This window comes from Pseudomonas sp. GW821-FHT01E10, from assembly GCF_059422365.1.
The window spans coordinates 16,939-36,540 of sequence record NZ_JBWKWT010000028.1; the positions used below are offsets into that span (position 1 = coordinate 16,939).

The 19,602-nt window shown below is 59.1% G+C and carries 15 protein-coding genes and 2 tRNA genes; 11 read left to right on the forward strand and 6 right to left on the reverse strand.

The window, feature by feature from the left end; translation table 11 throughout:
* The first annotated feature begins 87 nt into the window (after positions 1 to 87).
* On the forward strand, positions 88 to 1,605 hold the full coding sequence (locus AC07V0_RS27885) for a nucleobase:cation symporter-2 family protein (RefSeq protein WP_026286581.1): 1,518 nt from the start codon (positions 88 to 90) through the stop codon (positions 1,603 to 1,605).
* Between the two features lie 402 nt (positions 1,606 to 2,007).
* Entirely contained in the window at positions 2,008 to 2,250 is a 243-nt protein-coding gene (locus AC07V0_RS27890; protein ID WP_495020097.1) for a hypothetical protein, read from the forward strand.
* A gap of 584 nt (positions 2,251 to 2,834) precedes the next feature.
* Here AC07V0_RS27890 and AC07V0_RS27895 read toward each other — a convergent pair.
* The gene (locus tag AC07V0_RS27895) at positions 2,835 to 3,032 is read right to left on the reverse strand and encodes a hypothetical protein (protein WP_495020098.1); all 198 of its coding nucleotides are present in this window, start codon (positions 3,030 to 3,032) and stop codon (positions 2,835 to 2,837) included.
* Between the two features lie 127 nt (positions 3,033 to 3,159).
* Entirely contained in the window at positions 3,160 to 4,659 is a 1,500-nt protein-coding gene (pdxR, locus tag AC07V0_RS27900) for a MocR-like pyridoxine biosynthesis transcription factor PdxR (RefSeq protein ID WP_495020099.1), read from the reverse strand.
* Positions 4,660 to 4,793: 134 nt separating this feature from the next.
* On the opposite strand from pdxR, the gene serC reads away from it, so the two are divergent.
* From serC to glyA, 5 genes are all read left to right on the forward strand, one after another.
* Complete coding sequence (gene serC / locus AC07V0_RS27905; protein WP_495020100.1) at positions 4,794 to 5,876, forward strand: 3-phosphoserine/phosphohydroxythreonine transaminase; 1,083 nt, start codon at positions 4,794 to 4,796, stop codon at positions 5,874 to 5,876.
* A gap of 137 nt (positions 5,877 to 6,013) precedes the next feature.
* Positions 6,014 to 7,261 (forward strand): benzoate/H(+) symporter BenE family transporter, encoded by a 1,248-nt coding sequence (locus AC07V0_RS27910; protein ID WP_495020101.1) that lies wholly within the window; start codon positions 6,014 to 6,016, stop codon positions 7,259 to 7,261.
* Positions 7,261 to 8,085 (forward strand): YggS family pyridoxal phosphate-dependent enzyme, encoded by an 825-nt coding sequence (locus AC07V0_RS27915; RefSeq protein ID WP_495020102.1) that lies wholly within the window; start codon positions 7,261 to 7,263, stop codon positions 8,083 to 8,085. Before AC07V0_RS27910 ends, AC07V0_RS27915 begins: the two co-directional genes overlap by 1 nt.
* Positions 8,086 to 8,147: 62 nt before the next feature.
* Positions 8,148 to 9,320, forward strand: a complete 1,173-nt coding sequence (locus tag AC07V0_RS27920; RefSeq protein ID WP_495020103.1) for an aspartate aminotransferase family protein — start codon at positions 8,148 to 8,150, stop codon at positions 9,318 to 9,320.
* Between the two features lie 48 nt (positions 9,321 to 9,368).
* Entirely contained in the window at positions 9,369 to 10,634 is a 1,266-nt protein-coding gene (gene glyA / locus AC07V0_RS27925; RefSeq protein WP_495020104.1) for a serine hydroxymethyltransferase, read from the forward strand.
* Between the two features lie 1,126 nt (positions 10,635 to 11,760).
* Here the strand turns inward: glyA and AC07V0_RS27930 are convergent.
* Both AC07V0_RS27930 and AC07V0_RS27935 read right to left on the reverse strand, forming a co-directional pair.
* Positions 11,761 to 13,083, reverse strand: coding sequence for a tyrosine-type recombinase/integrase (locus AC07V0_RS27930; protein WP_495020105.1), 1,323 nt, complete (start codon positions 13,081 to 13,083; stop codon positions 11,761 to 11,763).
* A 161-nt stretch (positions 13,084 to 13,244) separates the two neighbouring features.
* Positions 13,245 to 13,320: transfer RNA gene (locus tag AC07V0_RS27935), tRNA-Asn, on the reverse strand.
* Between the two features lie 227 nt (positions 13,321 to 13,547).
* Between AC07V0_RS27935 and AC07V0_RS27940 the strand changes: the two genes are divergently transcribed.
* The gene (locus tag AC07V0_RS27940; RefSeq protein WP_018928109.1) at positions 13,548 to 13,778 is read left to right on the forward strand and encodes a hypothetical protein; all 231 of its coding nucleotides are present in this window, start codon (positions 13,548 to 13,550) and stop codon (positions 13,776 to 13,778) included.
* On the opposite strand, the gene AC07V0_RS27945 is transcribed toward AC07V0_RS27940, so the two are convergent.
* Positions 13,775 to 13,975 carry a hypothetical protein gene (locus AC07V0_RS27945; protein ID WP_007935214.1) on the reverse strand — a complete coding sequence of 67 codons (201 nt, stop codon included), beginning with the start codon at positions 13,973 to 13,975 and terminating at the stop codon, positions 13,775 to 13,777. The genes AC07V0_RS27940 and AC07V0_RS27945 overlap by 4 nt on opposite strands.
* A gap of 139 nt (positions 13,976 to 14,114) precedes the next feature.
* The gene (locus AC07V0_RS27950; RefSeq protein ID WP_086945457.1) at positions 14,115 to 15,311 is read right to left on the reverse strand and encodes an amino acid aminotransferase; all 1,197 of its coding nucleotides are present in this window, start codon (positions 15,309 to 15,311) and stop codon (positions 14,115 to 14,117) included.
* Between the two features lie 336 nt (positions 15,312 to 15,647).
* Here AC07V0_RS27950 and uvrB point away from each other — a divergent pair, with 336 nt between their 5' ends.
* From uvrB to AC07V0_RS27965, 3 genes are all read left to right on the forward strand, one after another.
* Complete coding sequence (gene uvrB, locus AC07V0_RS27955) at positions 15,648 to 17,663, forward strand: excinuclease ABC subunit UvrB (RefSeq protein WP_019582112.1); 2,016 nt, start codon at positions 15,648 to 15,650, stop codon at positions 17,661 to 17,663.
* A gap of 189 nt (positions 17,664 to 17,852) precedes the next feature.
* Entirely contained in the window at positions 17,853 to 19,334 is a 1,482-nt protein-coding gene (gene gltX / locus AC07V0_RS27960; protein WP_018928106.1) for a glutamate--tRNA ligase, read from the forward strand.
* Positions 19,335 to 19,523: 189 nt separating this feature from the next.
* Positions 19,524 to 19,599 (forward strand) — tRNA-Ala (locus AC07V0_RS27965).
* Positions 19,600 to 19,602 lie beyond the last annotated feature (3 nt).

A 19,602-nucleotide genomic window follows, 5' to 3' on the forward strand; every position in this document is an offset into this window, starting at 1 on the left:
ATGACTAACTGTATACAATTTTATGGACATTTGTCTGTAGTCTTGCATACAGTGTGCGCATAACAAAAACCAGGGAACCCCCCAACCATGAAAACGCCCCATGTTTCACACCAACGGCCCGAGGACGAAAACCTTGGGATCGGCGCGAATATGGCTTATGGCCTGCAACACGTTCTGACCATGTACGGCGGTATCGTCGCGGTGCCTTTGATCATCGGCCAGGCGGCCGGGCTCTCGCCGGCAGACATCGGTTTGTTGATTGCTGCTTCATTGTTTGCAGGGGGGCTGGCGACATTGCTGCAAACCCTGGGTTTGCCGTTTTTCGGTTGTCAGTTGCCGCTGGTGCAGGGCGTGTCGTTCTCCGGCGTTGCGACCATGGTCGCGATAGTCAGCAGTGGCGGGGAGGGTGGCTTTCAGTCGATTCTCGGGGCGGTGATTGCCGCGTCGTTGATCGGTTTGCTGATCACGCCGGTGTTCTCAAGGATTACCAAGTTCTTTCCACCGCTGGTGACGGGCATTGTGATCACCACTATCGGCTTGACGCTGATGCCGGTGGCCGCGCGCTGGGCCATGGGTGGCAACAGCCATGCGCCGGATTTCGGCAGCATGGCGAACATCGGTCTGGCGGCGATGACGCTGGTGCTGGTGTTGCTATTGAGCAAGATCGGCAGCGCGACCATTTCCCGTTTGTCGATCCTCCTGGCGATGGTCATCGGCACGGTCATCGCTGTGTTCCTCGGCATGGCGGATTTCTCGTCCGTTACCCAAGGGCCGATGTTCGGCTTTCCGGCGCCGTTCCATTTCGGCATGCCGACCTTCCACTTCGCCGCGATCCTGTCGATGTGCATCGTGATCATGGTGACCCTGGTGGAAACCTCGGCCGATATCCTCGCCGTCGGTGAAATCATCGGCACCAAGGTCGACTCAAAACGCCTGGGCAACGGTTTGCGTGCAGACATGCTGTCGAGCATGATCGCGCCAATCTTCGGCTCCTTCACTCAGAGCGCCTTCGCCCAGAACGTCGGGTTGGTGGCGGTCACCGGGATCAAGAGCCGTTTCGTGGTGGCCACCGGTGGTGTGTTTCTGGTGGTGCTTGGGTTGCTGCCGTTCATGGGACGGGTCATCGCCGCCGTGCCAACCTCCGTACTTGGTGGCGCCGGCATCGTGCTGTTCGGTACCGTCGCCGCCAGCGGCATTCGGACGCTGTCCAAGGTCGACTACCGCAACAACGTCAACCTGATCATCGTCGCCACTTCCATCGGTTTCGGCATGATCCCTATCGCCGCCCCGAACTTCTACGACCACTTTCCCAGCTGGTTCTCGACGATCTTCCACTCGGGCATCAGCTCCTCGGCGATCATGGCCATCGTGCTGAACCTGACCTTCAACCACCTCACGGCCGGCAACTCGGACCAGCAATCGGTATTTGCCGCCGGTACTGAACGAGTCCTGCGTTATCAAGACCTGGCGGCGCTGCGGGAAGGGGACTACTTCAGCGAAGGTAAACTGCGCGACTGCGACGGGAATGAGATTCCGGTGGTGGAGATGGATCATGGGCACGCCGATTTACGGGCGGTGCATGCGAAAAGCAGTGAGCATGTCTGACTGGCGATCGGGGGTGGGTCGACCGATTCAGTTGTCGGTCAGGTTGACACTCGCTCCACGCATGGTCGAGAATCGAATTCGAGGTCTGCAATTGCGCATCCTTGGGCTTGGCCTCCAGCATTGGCCCCCCATCTTGTTGGCAGCAGAGAAGCTGGCTCCCTCTGAAGTAGTGACGACTGGCATGCCGGTCGGATTCTGAACCCAAGGTCATTTGTGGCCAGGAGCTAAAGAATCGCTGCGACTACTCCTCGAAAATTCAAAAGGCGTCCATCAGGACGCCTTTTTTATTGCTTGGGATCTGGTTTGGCGATTGTGCCGACCAGGGTGCCTTCTGCACGTCTCTTGGGATACCAGGTTACGACGTAGTATCCGAAGCCGCGACGTTCATTTCGAGGCTCCAGAATGAGCGAGCCGGTAGGATTTTTAAGCGCGGCGACTCTGATCACCTCTCATTTCCTTGAACTCACAGTAGATGGGGGCGCCGGGTACGATCATTTTGGCGATGTGGGCTGCCACGTCATCAATGGTGTGGCAGCCAAATATTGCCAGGTCGGTCTTGTGGGCTTCCCAGACATGTCGAACGCCAAATCCTTTGTTGATGCCTTTGTGAATTCCGACCCGCAGGAATATTTCGCCACCCCGTAAATTGAACCTGGGCATCTCGGGAAGGGTGCCAAAGCTCAGTGAGCCGCCAGGGTGAGGGACAAGGACGTTCTCCTTGAGTTTGAGTAACTCTGACACGTGAACGATCCGGGGATGTTGGCAGGCGAGAGGCGCTATTCATAACGCACAAGTTCGCTGCTTTACAGTCAGCATCCGGCCACTATGAAAGTGGCTATTGATGCTCTAGTCCAGGGTTTACGGGGGCTCAGGCGAAAGCCTGAAACACGGCTACAGAAAATCAGGAAGCTTCCTACTCTGTCGGGGTAGGGAATTCATAGGATCGTGTCTTTTCGTCAAGCACAAAAAAGCCCCTGAATCTTTCGATTCAGGGGCTTTCCGGTTTTGCTGTCTGGCTCACGACCTGGACTCGAATAGAAAAATAAGCACTTGTTTTACATTGAAATTATGCTGATTTCTAAAATTTATATCCCTACGATTATCCTAATCAAACCCGTATTTTATGCGATTTTTTTGATACCTCATGAGCACGGCAGCAGCAAGTTGCCGAAGGTGGCGTACGCAGGCCATTCTGTGCTGGATCAGGAAGCACATCCGAGTGACTGCTTTTAGCCCAGGCTGTTGAAAAAGTCCGAGCGGGCAAGCTCACCCTGCATGAGTTCTACTGCAAAAGGGGATGCGTTTAAGCGTCGAGCTTTTTCCGCGGTCAGAGGAACACCGCCATGAATGGACGCACGATGTTGCCGCAGAGCATGAATGAAGAAACCATGAACAATTACCACGAATGTGAAACGCTGCTCACCCATATGCCTATTCAAGCGTTACCGCGTGGCATTCATCGTAGGCACGTGGCAGCGCCTGAAACGTGTTTGTTCTGGAGCGTTGCGCAGAAAAGGACACGGTGTTCTGCAGCTCGGCCAGCCATTTGTTGTCCTATTTCTTGCTCAGCGCATTGGCCAGGCGCAGCATGGCTGCTTCGATTTCATAGGCGGTCAAGGACGAATACCCCAATAGCCAACCTTGTTTCTTCTCCTCGCCGGCGTACAGCCGACTGAGGCCGGGCAGTTGCACGCCCGCTCTGGCAGCTTGGCGGATGGTCTTTTCCTCCGACCAGCCATCGTGCAGCAGGCAGGGAATTTGTAGTCCGCCGGGAGGGCGCAAGGCGGTAACGATGCCGTCCAAGTGCTTGCCGATCGCGTCGAGCATGATGGAACGGCGCCCGGCATACAGCTTGCGCATGGCCCGTACATGGGCGTTGTAATGGCCGTCCTCCATAAAGCGCGCCAGGGTCAGTTGCAGGATTTGTGGTGTGTGGCCGTCCATGATGCTGCGCGCGTAGGTGAAGGCTTTGATCAACTCGTGGGGCAGTACCATGTAGCCCATTCGCAACCCAGGGTAGAGGGTCTTGCTGAAGGTGCCGATGTAGAGCGTACGCTGGTACTTGTCCAGGCCCTGTACGCAGGCAGTCGGCTGCCCGTCGTAGTGAAACTCGCTGTCGTAGTCATCTTCGATGACCCACTTGCCCTTCTCCGCTGCCCAGTTGATCAGCTCAAGACGACGCTCCAGCGGCAAGGTCGCGCCAGTGGGGTATTGATGAGACGGCGTGACATAGACGCAATTGGCGCCGCTACGGTCGGCGTACAACAGGTCCGTGCGTATGCCCAGGGCATCGACGTCAATGGGCACGACCTTGGTCTCGGCGGTTTCAAAGGCCTTCTTGGCGCCATAGTAACCCGGGTTTTCCAGCAGGATTGGTTTGCCGACATCCACCAACAACTGCGCACACAGAAAAAGGGCCTGGCGAGTGCTGCTCAACACCATGATCTGGTCTGGGGAGCATTTGGCCCCGCGTTCGAGGTTCAAGTAGGTGGCAATCGCCTTGCGCAGAGGCTCGGCGCCTTGCGGGTCTCCGTGCAGCAGGACATTGCCCCGGTAGTCCTTCATGACCTGGCGTTGCAGGCGTTCCCAGACATCGGTGGGGAAGGTGCGGGTTTCCGGTAGACCTGTGGCAAAGGCCTTGATTACCTGTTGATCGGTAACTCCACCACTGTCGAAAATCATCCGACCGCGCCGGCTCAAGCCCGGTCCTGGCGCCGCCTCGCTGTGTTTGGTGTCTTGCAATTTCATGCGCCGGCGCGCAGCCCCGCGCAATTCGGTGCCAACCGTCTCGGATACATAGCTGCCCGAGCCCTCGCGGCGCACGATGAAGCCATCACGGTGCAATTGCACGTAGGCGTTCTCGACCGTGTCGCGGGCAACGCCGAGCGTCTTGGCCAGGACCCGGGTTGCCGGCAGCTTCAGGCCAGAGTCAAGGGCACCATTGAGGATCAGTGCACGCAGGGCACGCTGAATCCGCTGGTGCAGATCCAGCAGTTGAAACTCGGCGTCGTTGAGTCGCATCTTCAGCGTTTCGAGCTCGAAGGTTTTCGCCATGCGGTCTGCCCTATGTGAATAAATTGGCCTGCAAAGGCAGGCCAGTCTATCCGTAGACTCTGTCCATCGCTATTGCCTTTGTGCTCGGCGATCTATCGCTTGGTGGGCAACTTTGAGAAGGGCTGGATTAAGGTATGGCAAGGTCACACAACTTCAGCGCAGGGCCAACCGCGCTGCCGCTTGAAGTGCTTCGGCAAGCGCACGAAGAGTTTTTCGACTTCGCTGGTACCGGCATGTCGGTGATGGAAATCAGCCATCGCTCAGAGGTGTTCATGGAACTTGCCTATCAGGCCGAACAAGACCTGCGGGCGATTCTGCAGGTGCCCAGCCAGTACAAAGTGCTGTTCGTGCAGGGCGGCGCCTCGCTGCAGTTTGCCCAGGTGCCGATGAATCTGTTGGGCGATAAAGGGGCTGCGGACTATCTGCATACCGGGCTCTGGTCGGGCAAGGCCATCCAGGCTGCTCAGCGCTACTGCGACGTTCGTATCGCTGCCAGCAGCAAGGCTTCTGGCTTTGATCGCATCCCCGCCGTGACGGACTGGAACCTCAACCCGAACGCCGCCTATCTGCACTACACGGAGAACGAAACGGTGCACGGCGTGCAATTCGCCGGCGCGCCATGCGTGTCGGTTCCTCTGGTCTGCGACGCCTGCTCAAGCCTGCTCTCCAAACCCATTGATGTGGCCAAACACGGCCTTATCTATGCTGCCGCGCAAAAGAACATGGGGCCGGCGGGTCTTACCATCGTGATCATTGACGCCGCGCTACTCGATACCGCACTGGAGGTCACCCCCGACATTCTCAATTACGCGCACATCGCCAACGCGGAATCGATGCTCAATACGCCGGCAACCTTCCCCTGGTACCTCACCGGTTTGACACTCAAGTGGATTCAACGCTGCGGTGGTATCGAGAAGATCCACCAGACCAACCAGGCCAAGGCCGAGCTGCTGTATCGCACGATTGACGACAGCGACGGGTTTTATCGAAACAGTGTGCAAGCGCCGTTTCGTTCGATCAACAACGTGCCGTTCGTGCTCCCCGATACCGCGGTTGAAAAGGACTTCTTGCGCCTGGCCGATCAGTCCGGATTCAAAGGCCTCAGGGGCCATGCCTCGGTTGGTGGCGTCAGGGCCAGCATCTATAACGCGGTCACGCTGCTGGCGGTCGAGGCATTGACCGATTTCATGAAGGGCTTCGCCCGCGTGCATGGCTAGGCAAGGACCGCCGCAGGCCCGACAAGTGGTCTGGTTTCATACGCAAAAGTGTATGGGCAAAACAGGCCATTTCAGCGCTATAAATCACTTTCCAGTCGAGGCCAAGTACCTCGCTTTGCAAGGAGCAAAGTAAAGCCATGCCTTCTTCAACATCCAAGTCATCTGTTCGCCTCAGCGATCTCATTCATCCGATTGTCGCCGGTCTGATCTCGGTCATTGTCAACTATGGCGGCACCTTCATTCTGGTCTTCCAGGCAGCCAAGGTAGCTGGGCTGAGCCCTGAGTTGACAGCTTCGTGGGTGTGGTCCGTGTCGATTGGTGTGGGCGTTACCGGGCTGTTCCTCAGCTGGGTTTCTCGCGAGCCGATCATCACCGCCTGGTCGACACCCGCGGCGGCATTCCTGGTCGTCGCCCTGGCCACCACGCCCTATGCCGAGGCGGTGGGCGCGTACATGATCTCGGCCGCTGCCTTCGTGCTGCTGGGCTTGTCCGGCTACTTCGAAAAAGTCATCCGACTGATCCCGCCGGGTGTGGCCGCAGGGCTGCTGGCCGGTATCCTGCTGCAGTTCGGCATCGGTGCTTTTGGCGGCATGAGCATTGACCCGATGCTGGTCGGGTTGCTGATTGTTGCCTATATCGTGCTCAAACGCTTTACCGCGCGCTACGCGGTGGTGGGCATTCTGGCACTGGGGCTGGCCTTCCTGCTGATTCAGGGACGTGTCGATTTGTCGGGGCTGGAGCTGCAACTCGCGGCACCAGTGTTTACCCTGCCTGAGTTCTCGCTCAATGCCTTGCTCAGTGTCGCGCTGCCGCTGTTTCTGATCACCCTGACCGGTCAGTACATGCCTGGCATGCTGGTACTGCGCAACGATGGGTTCAGCACCAGTGCCAATCTGATCGTGACCCTCACCGGGTTGGGTTCCTTGCTCATGGCGCCCTTTGGTTCCCACGCGTTCAACATCGCGGCGATTACAGCAGCCATCTGCACCGGCAAGGAGGCCCATGAAGAACCCTCCAAGCGCTGGATCGCCGGCATTGCTGCGGGCGTCTTCTACATCCTCGTCGGGGTATTCGGCGTGACCCTCGCTGCGGTGTTCATGGCCTTCCCGGCAGCCTTCATCACTACTCTGGCCGGGCTCGCCCTGCTGGGCACCATCGGCGGCAGCCTGGCCAGTGCCATGGCCGACGCCAGATCCCGCGAAGCCTCGCTGATTACCTTCCTGGCTGCTGCCGCCAACATCACTTTGTTCGGGATCGGCGGGGCGTTCTGGGGGCTGCTGATTGGTCTGGTGGCGTACGCCGTGCTCAACGGTCGTTTGCCGCGTCGCGAGCCGGTCGTCAATCCTGCTGCCGAGCCTGTCACCCGTAAAGGAGCTGCCAACTGATGCAAGCCCGTATTGAAGAGGTCACCGCAGTCGACACCCTGACCCTGCACGAGTGCCACGGCCGCTACCCGCAGGCCAGCAGCGTTGAGGACTTCCGGCGCAATCTGGCTGCAGTGCAGCAGCGCATCGCCAGCGCCTGCCAGCGTGTCGGTCGTGATCCGGCGTGTGTGCGTCTGCTGCCGGTGAGCAAAACCTTTGACGAAGCACACCTGCGCCTGGCCTACGCCGCAGGCTGCCGGCTACTGGGCGAGAACAAGGTGCAGGAAGCGCAGCGCAAATGGGAAGCCATGGCTGACCTGACCGACCTGCAATGGTCGGTCATCGGCCACCTGCAGACCAATAAAGTCAAGCAGGTGGCTCGTTTTGCCTCCGAGTTCCAGGCGCTGGACAGCCTGCGTGTGGCCGAGGCACTGGACCGTCGCCTGCAAATCGAAGGTCGGCAGCTGGATGTGTTCGTCCAGATCAATACCTCCGGTGAGGTCAGCAAGTACGGCCTGACGCCCGAAGAGGTCGCCGACTTTTTGCGTGCGCTGCCTGCGTTCTCTGCGCTACGCGTGCGAGGCCTGATGACGCTGGCACGGTTCTCTGCCGACGTCGCCCGTGTCCGTCCTTGTTTCGTGCTGCTGCGCGAGCGACTGCGCCAGGAGGCACCGGCCGGTGTCGGGCTGGAGGAGCTGTCCATGGGCATGTCCGGTGATTTCGAAATCGCTATCGAAGAAGGTGCGACCGTGGTGCGTGTCGGTCAGGCCATCTTCGGTGCACGCGCCATGCCGGACGCCTATTACTGGCCTACGACGGATGCCAGACCCGGCAGTAATGACTAGAGCGAACCCTCAACCCTCAACCCTCAACCCCTTTTGATCCACGACCTACTGGAAGGAATGCCATGACCTCTTCACCCTCGTACCTCATGCAGACATACGCACGCCAGCCTGTCTCGTTCAGCCGAGGCCAGGGTGCGCGCCTGTGGGACACGCAAGGGGTCGAGTACCTGGATGCGATCGCCGGCGTGGCCGTCACCAGCCTCGGTCATGCCAACCCCGAAATTGCTGCTGTGATCGCCGAGCAGGCCGGCCAACTGCTGCACACCACCAACATGTTCCGCATCGAATGGCAGGAGCAACTCGGCGAGCGCTTGTGCGCCTTGTCGGGCATGCAGCGCGCGTTCTTTTGCAACTCGGGGGCCGAAGCCAACGAAGCGGCGCTCAAGCTGGCCCGACTGCACGCCAACGCCAGGCAGGTGGCACAGCCGCAGGTACTGGTCATGGAGAACAGCTTCCACGGCCGCACCCTGGCAACCCTGGCGGCGACCGGGAACCCTGCCGTGCAGCGAGGCTTCGAGCCATTGATGCCGGGCTTTTTGCGGGTGCCTTACGACAACATCGAGGCGGTCCGTCAGGCAGCGGCGCAATCACCCGACATCGTCGCGGTGCTGGTCGAGCCGGTACAGGGGGAGGGTGGTGTGCATGCTGCATCCGCCAGCTATCTGCAGGCCCTGCGGCAACTGTGCGACGAACACGACTGGCTGATGATGGTCGATGAAGTGCAAACCGGGATGGGCCGCACCGGTACCTGGTTCGGCTTCCAGCACGCGGGGATAGTGCCTGACGTCATCACGCTGGCCAAGGCGCTAGGCAACGGCTTTCCGATCGGGGCCTGCCTGGCGCGGGGCACCGCGGCCGAGCTGTTTTCCCCAGGACATCATGCCTCCACCTTCGGTGGTAACCCACTGGCCTGTCGTGTGGGTTGCACTGTGCTCGACATCATGGAGCGCGAGCACATCCCGCAGCGGGCCGCCACCTCGGGCCATCGGCTGCTGGCAGCTCTGCATGAGGCGCTGAACAACCACCCCAATGTCGTTTCCATCCGCGGATTGGGCCTGATGATCGGAATCGAGCTGGATCGTAACTGCGCCGAGTTGGTTGGTCGGGCGCGGGACGAACAGCGCCTGCTCATCACCGTTACCCGTGGCACCACTATCCGACTGCTGCCGCCGCTGATCTGCGATGAAGCGCAGATCGACGACATCGCAGAGCGTGTCATTCGGCTTTTGTCGTAGTAGGCACTGCAACCGGCTCATTTTCCCAATCCACAGGATCCTATCATCATGTACGACTCATCCCTGACCCTTGCAGAGTTCGACGCCGAGCTATGTGAGGCGATTCATAACGAAGAACACCGCCAGGAAGACCACGTCGAGCTGATCGCTTCCGAGAACTACGCCAGCCCATTGGTGATGTCGATTCAGAACTCGGTGTTCACCAACAAGTACGCCGAAGGTTACCCGGGCAAGCGCTACTACAGCGGCTGCGAGTATGTCGATGTGGCTGAGCGCCTGGCCATCGAACGGGTCAAGACGTTGTTCGATTGCGATTACGCCAACGTCCAGCCTCATGCCGGTGCCCAGGCCAACGCCGCAGTGTTCCTGGCACTGATCAGTCCTGGCGATACCGTGATGGGCATGAACCTGGCCCAGGGTGGTCACCTGACCCACGGCAACCCCTCCAATTTCTCCGGCCGCCATTACAGGATCGTTCCCTACGGTCTCGACCCGCAGACGGGGTTGATCAACTACGACGAGATGGAGCGCATCGCCCTGGAAACCCGACCGAAGATGCTGATCGGTGGTTTTTCCGCCTACTCCCGGTACAAGGACTGGGCGCGTATGCGGGCCATCGCCGACAAGGTCGGGGCGATTTTCTGGGTCGACATGGCCCACGTCGCCGGTCTGGTGGCCGCTGGCGAGTATCCGAACCCGTTGCCGCACGCCCATGTGGTAACCAGTACCACCCACAAGACCCTGCGCGGCCCACGGGGCGGTTTGATCCTGTCCAAGGGGCAGGACGATACGTTTTACAAGAAGCTCGACTCGGCGGTATTCCCGGGTGTCCAGGGCGGTCCGCTGATGCACCTGATCGCAGCCAAGGCCGTTGCCTTCAAGGAAGCGCTGGCGCCCGGGTTCAAAACCTATCAGAAGCAGATCGTGATCAACGCCCGGGCCATGGCCGTCGTGCTGCAGCAGCGTGGTTACAAGATCGTCTCCGGGGGGACTGACAACCATATGATGCTGATCGACCTGTCCGACAAGCCTTACACCGGTAAGGACGCCGATGTAGCCCTGAGTAATGCCTACATCACTGCCAACAAAAACTCGGTGCCAAACGATCCACGTTCGCCGTTCGTGACCTCGGGACTGCGCATCGGCACTCCGGCCGTGACCACCCGCGGGTTCGGAGTGCCGGAGTGCGAGCAACTGGCAGGCTGGCTCTGTGACGTGCTGGACGCACTGGAATCCGGCGGCAGCGAGCAGGTTGCACATCATGTGCGCGAACAGGTGGTGGCGCTGTGCCGTCGTCATCCTGTATATCGGTAAACCCCATGTTCACTATTGATGCCGACCGGCGCCTCGCATTTTGGAGCAGAAAAGGGGACTCCCATTAGCCGGTCCCAAGTCGAGGCTAAAAGCCTGCTCGCCCTGCAGTTCTGACTGCAGGGTTGCTCCTCTAATTCAAGCTGCCTGGTTGAACCCGTCGAATCCGTTTCCTCATCATTGACTACGACCGAGTCGTGCCTGACACCCGTGTGGATCAAGCGGTATCGATACAGCAAGCATATTCTTGAAGCCTTCCCCCACGTCATCCCGCCACGAATGTTGAGTGTTATCAGGGATCAAGGCCCCTGCGACCTGTGAGGGTTGTCCTCTAACGCGGGACTGGCGGCTCCTTACGGCCGGGAGCCTGGATATCTCATGATCTAGCCTCCTGAACACCGATACCGGTGGGCGGGTGGAGGCTGCATTGGCTGACGAGACCAGCGCCGCGAGATCCTGAGTCAGGTGAAGGCAGTGAAGCGACGACCGGGGCATACCTGACTGTCAGTCAGGTGCAGTCCATTCCGTGGGCTGCGGCACCATCATCGGCATCGCTGTTGCTGGTGACATCGGTGTTTGTCGCGCCGATTGTCACGAGGGGGAATGCCGCAAAGCCTGGTACGAGGTGGGCTGCAGCAGTGGTACGAGCGCCCGTCTCTTTCCGGGAGAAAGAGACGGGCGCAGGTTGGCGCAATGAAATGGCCACGCGGATAGGTTGCTGCAGGGCAGTTGGGTAGGGGGATGTATTTGCCGCAATGGCAATGATCTGAAGTGGGCATCCATCACTCGGTGAGTGACCGTGCGAGCCGCCGGACGCTAATCGCACTTTGGGAGAACCACCACGGTGTGGCGTAGCCTTAAAGGTTTTGGCTACCTGGGTTGCTGTCAGCGACAGCGCTTTGCCCGACCTTTTCTACGCCTGTGTAGAATTAGGGTCAAGGCTCGAATTTTCGGGAGTTCTGCGGCTGTGGATGAAATTATCCACTAATGGAAATCAGTGGTTTTCCACAGACAATTGCGTGGGCTTTAGATTTTTTAAGTGAGGTCCATCCAAACAGGGAGGCTTTGCAGCCCTGTTTGGATGGACCCGCGTGGACAAACGGATCACTGAGATATTAGGACCGAGCGCTTACTCAGTTGCGCCACGTTTTGCTTTTAGGCGAGTGACATTCCCACCCGTCTGATTGGCGAATTCGCGTGGGCTGACATGCTTCTGCTGATTAGCCTCAAGGTAGCGACTCCACCAGTTCATGATCAGCCTGCGCTCCTCGATGAACTCGGCCTTGTGGATGTAAGCGGCGCGGACGTTGTTGCGTTCCTTGTGGCTCATCTGCCGCTCGATGGCTGTGTCCGTCCACAAACCTGACTCGATCAGTGCGCTGCAGGCCATCGAACGAAACCCATGCCCACAGATCTCGGATTTGGTGTCGTACCCCATCTTCCGAAGCGCGCTGTTCACCGTGTTTTCGGACATTGGTTTCCAAGACTTGGTATCGCCTGCGAACACCAAGTCAAATTTGCCTGTGATTGCGTGGATCTGCTCGAGCAGGGCGATCGCTTGCGGCGATAAGGGTACAAGATGGATATCGCCTGCCATCTTCCTACCCCTTGTGGAAAAGGGTACGCCTTCCAACGCTGGTCGCGTGTCGGGTATTTCCCAGACGCCACGTTTGAGGTCGAACTCGCTCCAGCGGGCGAAGCGCAGCTCGCTGGAGCGTACAAACACGTGCAGCGACAGCAAGACCGTCAGCCGGGTAAGTGCGCGGCCTTTATAGGTGTCGATCCGTTCCTGCAATTCAGGCAAGCGCGATAAGGATAAGGCGGGGCGGTGGACGACCCGCGAGGCTTTGATCGAGCCTACGAGGTCGTAAGCAGGGTTTACGGTGATAAGCCGGAGGCGCTTTGCCTCGCGCATGATGCTCTGCAGGTAGTTTTGTACCCTTAAAGCAATGTCTATCGTTCCGCGCTTCTTAATCGCGTCCAGGGGCCGCATAAGGTCGTGGGTATCAAGGTCGACAATGGCGCGGGCGCCGATCAGCGGGAAGAGATGAGTTTTGAGGCGACTCATCACTGTCTTGGAATAGTCCGGTGCCCACTTGGCTGACATTTCCATGTGCCAGCCGAGGGCAACGCTTTCAAAGGTGCGGCCTTTGATCAGAACGTCCGTCTTGGCTTGGTTCTTGGCTCCTATAGGGTCAATGCCATCCGCCAGCATTCGCTTGACCTCCAAGCGCTTGCGGCGCGCATCCGCGAGGCCAACGATGGGGTAGTTGCCGAATGAGGTCAGTCCTTCCCGGCCATCAGGTTTGACGTATCTGAGACGCCAGCCTTTGCGGCCATTGAGTTGGACTAGAAGGTAAAGGCCGTCGCCGTCGAAAAGCTTGTAGGCGCGGTCTGTGGGCTTGGCCGAACGGCAAGCGGCGTCGGAAAGTGGAGCAGTAGTGCGCGACATAAGGGTACTCCCTTTTATCGAACTGACCTTTATCCCAAACTCTACCCTTAAAATGGCTGGTATCCACCGGAATCCGACAGAACGCCAAAACGAAAAAACCCGCCAGAAGGCGGGTTTTCGGGGGGGTCAGAGATTTTGAAAGCCTTCTCTGGAACTTTGTCTGGCTCCACGACCTGGACTCGAACCAGGGACCCAGTGATTAACAGTCACTTGCTCTACCAACTGAGCTATCGCGGAATGGCGTGTATGTTACTGATTCAAAAAGAGAAGTCAAGCCTCTGTTGGCAATTTGATGTTTTCATCGGATCAGAGGGAGGTTTATCGGCCATCGGCGGTTACCAGAAGCGAGGGAGAGGTCTACCATGGCTGCCCGGAAGTGGTGACACGCGCTGCCGGCCCTCAGCCGAAAAGGTATGCGCCATGAATCACCCAGCCTTCACACCCCGAAACAGTGGGGTGTTCCCATGAGCATCGCTCAGATCAGCTTGCCCAAAGGTGTCGGCCCGCACGCCGAGAAACTGTTCGACGCAATCACTCAGGCCAGCACCGCTGAAGAACTGAACCGCGCAGGCGGCAAGGCCGAAGGTTTTGTCCTGGGCCTGGAAAGCACCAAGGCGATCAAAAGTCAGGTGGCCGAGTCGCTTTATGTCGCCTATGACGACGCGGCCAGCCAGCGTGCGAGCGAATTGGCCTAACCGCCAAAAGTGATAGTGCCGAGCATCAGCTTGGCATACAGCATCGTGGCGGCCAGTTGCACCAGCCACAAGGCCAGGCCGCCAAGGAACACGCCCGCGGCCACTTGCAGCACCAGGTTATTACCGCGTTTGGCCGAGGAGCGGGGCACGAAGTGGTCCAGTTCATCGCGGTCGGCGCGTAGGTCGTCGTTTTTCATGTGGGTTCTCGCAAGAATTCTCGGGTGTACATAAAGCCTGTGGGAGTTTAAAGGGCGCAGCGGCTGCTTTGAGATTTATCTGAGGCCAATAAAAAACGGGAAGCCATTTTGGCTTCCCGTTTTCATGTCACGCGACGACTCAGATCACCTGAACGATGGCCTTGGTCACGGCGTCGATGTTGCTCTGGTTCAGCGCGGCAACGCAGATGCGGCCGGTGTCCAGGGCGTAGATGCCGAACTCGTTGCGCAGACGGGTCACTTGCTCAACCGTCAGGCCGGAGTAGGAGAACATGCCGCGCTGGCGACCGACGAAGCTGAAATCGCGCTGTGGAGCGTTTTTCGCCAGCAGGTCGACCATCTGGGTGCGCATGCCGCGAATCCGCAGACGCATTTCTGCCAGTTCTTCTTCCCACTGGGCACGCAATACCGGGCTGTTCAGCACAGCGGCGACGATGCTTGCACCGTGGGTCGGCGGGTTGGAGTAGTTGGTGCGGATCACGCGTTTGACTTGCGACAGCACGCGCGCGCTTTCTTCTTTCGATTCGCTGACGATCGACAGGGCGCCAACGCGCTCGCCGTACAGCGAGAAGGATTTGGAGAACGAGCTGGAAACGAAGAAGGTCAGGTTCGATTCGGCGAACAGGCGCACAGCGGCAGCGTCTTCATCGATACCGTCGCCAAAGCCCTGGTAGGCCATGTCGAGGAATGGAACGTGACCTTTGGCTTTCACCACGTCCAGCACGTTTTTCCAGTCCGCCGGGCTCAAGTCGACGCCAGTCGGGTTGTGGCAGCAAGCGTGCAGCACAACGATGGAGCCGGACGGCAGGGCGTTCAGGTCTTCCAGCAGGCCGGCGCGGTTAACGTCGTGGGTGGCGGCGTCATAGTAGCGATAGTTCTGTACTGGGAAACCAGCGGTTTCGAACAGTGCGCGGTGGTTTTCCCAGCTCGGGTCGCTGATCGCCACGACGGCGTTCGGCAGCAGTTGCTTGAGGAAATCGGCACCGATTTTCAGCGCGCCAGTACCGCCGACGGCCTGGGTGGTGATGACCCGGCCAGCAGCGATCAGTGGCGAGTCATTGCCGAACAGCAGTTTCTGCACGGCCTGGTCGTAGGCGGCGATGCCGTCGATCGGCAAGTAGCCACGGGAAACGTGTTGAGCGGCGCGAATCGTCTCGGCTTCGACAACGGCGCGCAGGAGAGGGATTCGCCCTTGCTCGTCGCAGTAAACACCGACCCCCAGGTTGACCTTGGTGGTACGGGTATCGGCATTGAATGCTTCGTTGAGGCCCAGGATTGGATCGCGTGGTGCCATTTCGACAGCGGAGAACAGGCTCATTATTGCGGCGGCTCTGAATGGAGTGTGGAGGGACGTGTCGCGCTCCAGCCGAATGCACTAGAGCGGTGCACAAACGGGGAGCTAGTATAGAGGCCATCAGCGATTGATGGCGACAGGCGATTCGGCTTTTACGGTAAGTTTTTCCAATTATTTTTCGATCGTTGGTCGAGCGACGTCGTCAAAGGTTTTACCCGATGTAGGACGTTTGCCTTGAAAGGGATGGCAATCGGCTCCACATTGAGCACAATCCAGTTTTTTCCTCGGGCGACATCGGTCGTTTGCGGTCTTTCTCGTTCCTGTCCGGCTTAACCGGGCAAGAGTGAACCAGAGGTATGTATGTCTGAATTCCAGCTAGTCACCCGCTTCGAGCCCGCCGGCGATCAGCCGGAAGCCATCCGTCTGATGGTCGAGGGCATCGAGGCCGGGCTGGCGCACCAGACGCTGCTCGGTGTGACCGGCTCGGGCAAGACCTTCAGCATCGCCAACGTGATCGCCCAAGTGCAGCGCCCGACGCTGGTGCTGGCGCCGAACAAGACCCTGGCTGCGCAGTTGTATGGCGAGTTCAAGGCGTTCTTCCCGAACAACGCCGTTGAATACTTCGTCTCCTATTACGACTACTACCAGCCCGAAGCTTATGTGCCGTCGTCCGACACCTTCATCGAGAAGGACGCCTCGATCAACGACCACATCGAGCAGATGCGCCTGTCCGCGACCAAAGCGCTGCTGGAACGCAAAGACGCAATCATTGTCACCACGGTGTCGTGCATCTACGGTCTGGGCAGCCCGGAAACCTATTTGAAGATGGTGTTGCACGTGGATCGCGGCGACAAGCTCGACCAGCGTGCGCTGTTGCGTCGCCTGGCCGACCTGCAATACACCCGCAACGACGTGGACTTCGCCCGGGCGACTTTCCGGGTGCGCGGCGATGTGATTGATATCCACCCGGCGGAATCCGATTTTGAGGCGATCCGCATCGAGCTGTTCGATGACGAGGTGGAAAGCCTGTCCGCCTTCGATCCGCTGACGGGCGAAGTCATCCGCAAGCTGCCGCGCTTCACCTTCTATCCGAAGAGCCATTACGTGACGCCTCGGGAAACCCTGCTCGACGCCGTCGAGGGGATCAAGGTCGAGTTGCAGGAGCGCCTGGAATACCTGCGCTCCAACAACAAGCTAGTGGAAGCCCAGCGGCTGGAGCAGCGCACCCGTTTCGACCTGGAGATGATTCTGGAGCTGGGTTACTGCAACGGCATTGAAAACTACTCGCGCTACCTGTCGGGCCGTGCATCCGGCGAGGCGCCGCCCACCTTGTTTGACTACCTGCCAGCCGACGCCTTGCTGGTGATCGACGAATCCCACGTCAGCGTGCCGCAGGTCGGTGCCATGTATAAGGGCGACCGGTCCCGTAAGGAAACGCTGGTGGAATACGGCTTCCGCCTGCCATCGGCGCTGGATAACCGGCCAATGCGTTTCGACGAGTTCGAAGGCATCAGTCCGCAGACAATATTTGTCTCGGCCACACCGGGCAATTACGAGGCGGAGCACGCAGGGCGCGTGGTCGAGCAAGTGGTGCGCCCGACTGGCCTGGTGGACCCGCAGATCGAAATCCGTCCGGCGCTGACTCAGGTCGACGACTTGCTCTCGGAAATCACCAAGCGCGTAGCCCTGGAAGAGCGGGTGCTGGTGACCACGCTGACCAAACGCATGTCCGAGGATTTGACCGATTACCTGGCCGATCACGGCGTGCGCGTGCGTTATCTGCACTCGGACATCGACACCGTGGAGCGGGTCGAGATCATCCGTGACTTGCGCCTCGGCACCTTCGATGTGCTGGTGGGGATCAACCTGCTGCGTGAAGGCCTGGACATGCCGGAAGTCTCGCTGGTGGCGATTCTTGATGCGGACAAGGAGGGTTTCCTGCGCTCCGAACGCTCGCTGATCCAGACCATTGGCCGGGCGGCACGTAACCTTAATGGCCGGGCGATTCTGTATGCGGATCGGATTACTGGTTCCATGGAGCGGGCAATCGGCGAAACCGAGCGTCGTCGCGACAAGCAGATCGCCTTCAACCTGGCCAACGGCATTACGCCCAAAGGGGTGTTCAAGGACGTCGCCGACATTATGGAAGGCGCGACTGTGCCGGGTTCGCGCAGCAAGAAGCGCAAAGGCATGGCCAAGGCTGCCGAGGAAAGCGCCAAATACGAAGCCGAATTGCGTTCGCCGAGCGAGATCACCAAGCGCATTCGTCAGCTGGAAGAGAAGATGTACCAGCTCGCCCGCGACCTGGAGTTCGAAGCCGCGGCGCAGCTGCGCGACGAAATCGGCAAGCTGCGGGAGCGGTTGATCGCGGTTTGACGCTCCCTCTGTAGAAGCTGCCGAAGGCTGCGATCCTTTGATCTTGTTTTTACAGGCAAAGTCAAAAGATCGCAGCCTTGGCAGCTCCTGCGGCGCTTAAATCCCGCACTCACTGGAGCCGGGCGGCTATCGCCTGTTACCATTCGCCCCTTGTTTGATCTTCGCTTTTCATTCTTTTTGAGACATGCCATGACCACCGTCCGCACTCGCATCGCGCCATCGCCTACCGGGGACCCCCACGTAGGTACCGCTTACATCGCTTTGTTCAACTACTGCTTTGCCAAGCAGCATGGCGGTGAGTTCATCCTGCGGATCGAAGACACCGACCAACTGCGTTCGACCCGCGAGTCCGAACAGCAGATTTTCGACGCCCTGCGCTGGTTGGGTATCGACTGGAGCGAAGGCCCGGATGTCGGCGGCCCGCACGGTCCTTACCGTCAGAGTGAGCGCGGCGATATCTACCAGAAGTACTGCCAGCAACTGGTCGACATGGGCCATGCCTTCCCGTGCTTCTGCACCGCTGAAGAACTGGACCAGATGCGCGCCGAGCAAATGGCCCGCGGTGAGACCCCGCGTTACGACGGCCGTGCGCTGTTGCTGTCCAAGGAAGAAGTCGCGCGCCGCCTGGCTGCCGGCGAACCCCACGTGATCCGCATGAAAGTGCCGACCGAAGGCGTGTGCGTGGTGCCGGACATGCTGCGTGGCGATGTCGAGATCCCGTGGGATCGCATGGACATGCAAGTGCTGATGAAGACCGACGGCCTGCCGACGTACTTCCTGGCCAACGTGGTCGACGACCACCTGATGGGCATCACCCACGTGCTGCGCGGTGAAGAATGGCTGCCTTCGGCACCGAAACTGATCCTGCTGTACGAGTACTTCGGCTGGGAACAGCCGCAGCTGTGCTACATGCCGCTGCTGCGTAACCCGGACAAGAGCAAGCTGTCCAAGCGCAAGAACCCGACCTCGGTGACGTTCTACGAGCGCATGGGCTTCATGCCGGAAGCGATGCTCAACTACCTGGGCCGCATGGGCTGGTCGATGCCGGACGAGCGCGAGAAGTTCTCCCTGCAGGAAATGGTCGACAACTTCGACTTGAGCCGCGTCTCGCTTGGCGGGCCGATTTTCGACATCGAGAAACTGTCGTGGCTCAACGGCCAGTGGCTGCGTGACCTGCCGGTGGAAGAGTTCGCCGCTCGCGTGCAGAAGTGGGCGCTGAACCCTGAATACATGATGAAGATCGCGCCGCACGTGCAGGGCCGGGTTGAAACCTTCAGCCAGGTCGCACCGCTGGCTGGCTTCTTCTTCGCTGGTGGCGTGAATCCGGACGCTAAACTGTTCGAATCCAAGAAGCTCTCGGGCGATCAGGTTCGTCAGTTGATGCAATTGATCCTGTGGAAGCTGGAAAGCCTGCGTCAGTGGGAGAAGGACAGCATCACTGCAACGATTCAGGCGGTGGTCGAATCCCTGGAGCTGAAGCTGCGTGACGCCATGCCGCTGATGTTTGCTGCGATCACCGGGCAGGCCAGTTCGGTATCGGTACTCGACGCGATGGAAATCCTCGGTCCGGACCTGACCCGTTTCCGTCTGCGCCAGGCCATTGACCTTCTGGGCGGCGTGTCGAAGAAAGAAAACAAAGAGTGGGAAAAGCTTCTGGGCGCGATTGCCTGACGGCGTTTGACTCAGTAGGAGCTGCCGAAGGCCGCGATCTTTTGATCCTGATCTTCGGCGCTTCCCCCGAATTTACGGGGGGAGGGCGGTAAGTGATTGTTATGTCGGCAAAAAATTTTAAATTTTTTGAAAAATAAGTTTGACAGCTTTCCGATGCGCCATTAAGATTCGCCCCGTCCTCAGCGATGAGGGGCTATAGCTCAGCTGGGAGAGCGCTTGCATGGCATGCAAGAGGTCGACGGTTCGATCCCGTCTAGCTCCACCAAGT

What these genes read in the sequence shown, in the direction of transcription:
- AC07V0_RS27910 (WP_495020101.1), top strand. Translation starts at nt 6,014, where the DNA reads ATGCCTTCTTCAACATCCAAGTCATCTGTTCGCCTCAGCGATCTCATT.
- AC07V0_RS27945 (WP_007935214.1), bottom strand. Translation starts at nt 13,975, where the DNA reads ATGAAAAACGACGACCTACGCGCCGACCGCGATGAACTGGACCACTTC.
- uvrB (WP_019582112.1), top strand. Translation starts at nt 15,648, where the DNA reads ATGTCTGAATTCCAGCTAGTCACCCGCTTCGAGCCCGCCGGCGATCAG.
- AC07V0_RS27920 (WP_495020103.1), top strand. Translation starts at nt 8,148, where the DNA reads ATGACCTCTTCACCCTCGTACCTCATGCAGACATACGCACGCCAGCCT.
- AC07V0_RS27885 (WP_026286581.1), top strand. Translation starts at nt 88, where the DNA reads ATGAAAACGCCCCATGTTTCACACCAACGGCCCGAGGACGAAAACCTT.
- AC07V0_RS27950 (WP_086945457.1), bottom strand. Translation starts at nt 15,311, where the DNA reads ATGAGCCTGTTCTCCGCTGTCGAAATGGCACCACGCGATCCAATCCTG.
- AC07V0_RS27915 (WP_495020102.1), top strand. Translation starts at nt 7,261, where the DNA reads ATGCAAGCCCGTATTGAAGAGGTCACCGCAGTCGACACCCTGACCCTG.
- gltX (WP_018928106.1), top strand. Translation starts at nt 17,853, where the DNA reads ATGACCACCGTCCGCACTCGCATCGCGCCATCGCCTACCGGGGACCCC.
- AC07V0_RS27890 (WP_495020097.1), top strand. Translation starts at nt 2,008, where the DNA reads ATGAGCGAGCCGGTAGGATTTTTAAGCGCGGCGACTCTGATCACCTCT.
- pdxR (WP_495020099.1), bottom strand. Translation starts at nt 4,659, where the DNA reads ATGGCGAAAACCTTCGAGCTCGAAACGCTGAAGATGCGACTCAACGAC.
- glyA (WP_495020104.1), top strand. Translation starts at nt 9,369, where the DNA reads ATGTACGACTCATCCCTGACCCTTGCAGAGTTCGACGCCGAGCTATGT.
- serC (WP_495020100.1), top strand. Translation starts at nt 4,794, where the DNA reads ATGGCAAGGTCACACAACTTCAGCGCAGGGCCAACCGCGCTGCCGCTT.
- AC07V0_RS27930 (WP_495020105.1), bottom strand. Translation starts at nt 13,083, where the DNA reads ATGTCGCGCACTACTGCTCCACTTTCCGACGCCGCTTGCCGTTCGGCC.
- AC07V0_RS27895 (WP_495020098.1), bottom strand. Translation starts at nt 3,032, where the DNA reads ATGGGTGAGCAGCGTTTCACATTCGTGGTAATTGTTCATGGTTTCTTC.
- AC07V0_RS27940 (WP_018928109.1), top strand. Translation starts at nt 13,548, where the DNA reads ATGAGCATCGCTCAGATCAGCTTGCCCAAAGGTGTCGGCCCGCACGCC.